Annotated in this window: 1 protein-coding gene; it reads left to right on the top strand. The window is 76.9% G+C overall.

Translation table 11 applies throughout. The annotated features are described in order from the left end of the window. The coding region (locus AWZ10_RS46860; protein WP_167366062.1) for a tetratricopeptide repeat protein at positions 1-1,102 on the top strand (1,102 nt) is incomplete at both ends.

Below are 1,102 nucleotides of genomic sequence, written 5' to 3'. Positions count from 1 at the left end.
CTCGGCCGGCACCACCGCGAGCGCGGCGACGAACCGGCCGCCGAGTACTGGCTGCGCCAGTCCGCCGAGCAGGGGCACGCCTTGGGCGCGTACGCCCTCGCCGACCTGCTGGAGCACCGCAGTGACGCCTCCGCCGAGCAGTGGATGCGGGTCGCCGCCGAGCGAGGGCACCGTGAGGCCGCGTACCGGCTCGCGCGGGCGCTCGGTGAACTCGCCGAGCAGGAGGAGCGCGCGGCCGTGCGCGAGGGGCGCAGAATCGCGCGCGCGGCGTTCGAGATCGGAAGTGCGAGCCGTGAGGCCGCCCGCGAGGGCCGTCCCGTCGTACGGGAAGGTCGTGCCGCCGTGCGGGCGCGGGAGCCCGGCGTCGACAACGGTGTCGGGGGAGCCGCCGCCGAGGAGGCCGAGCAGTGGTACCGCCAGGCCGCCGCGCGCGGCCACCGGCGGGCCGCCCTGCACCTCGGGGCGATCCTGGAGCGGCGCGGGGAGCTCAAGGAGGCCGGCCGCTGGTACCTGACCTCCGCCAAGGACGGCGAGCCGCGCGCCGCGTGCGCGCTCGGGTTCCTGCTGCGGGACGCGGGCGACACCGAGAGCGCGGCCGTGTGGTGGCTGCGGGCCGCCCAGGACGGCGACGGCAACGCCGCGAACGCCCTGGGCGCGCTGCACGCCGAGCGTGGTGAGACGCAGACCGCCGAGCGGTGGTACCGGGCCGCGATGGACGCCGGTGATGTCAACGGGGCGTACAACCTCGGGCTGCTCTGCGCCGAGCAGGGGCGGACGGCTCAGGCCGAACAGTGGTACCGGCGGGCCGCGTACGCCGGGCACCGGGAGGCGGCGAACGCGCTGGCCATCCTGCTGCTGCAGGTCGGTGACGCGTCCGGGGCCGAGCCGTGGTTCTCCAAGGCGGCGGAGGCCGGCAGCGTGGACGCAGCCTTCAACCTGGGCATCCTGTTCGCCGGGCGGGGCGACGACGTGAAGGCGCTCGTCTGGTACGAGCGGGCGGCTGCCGCCGGACACACCGAGGCGGCGCTCCAGGTCGCCATCGCGCGGCTGCGGGACGGCGACGAGCGGGCCGCCGAGCGGCATCTTCGGTGTGCCGCCGGCG

The sequence above is a fragment of the Streptomyces europaeiscabiei genome, from assembly GCF_001550375.1.
GTDB classification, from domain to species: Bacteria; Actinomycetota; Actinomycetes; order Streptomycetales; family Streptomycetaceae; genus Streptomyces; species Streptomyces europaeiscabiei.
The sequence above is the reverse complement of the archived record's forward strand: the minus strand, read 5'-3'. Positions and strand labels throughout refer to the sequence as shown.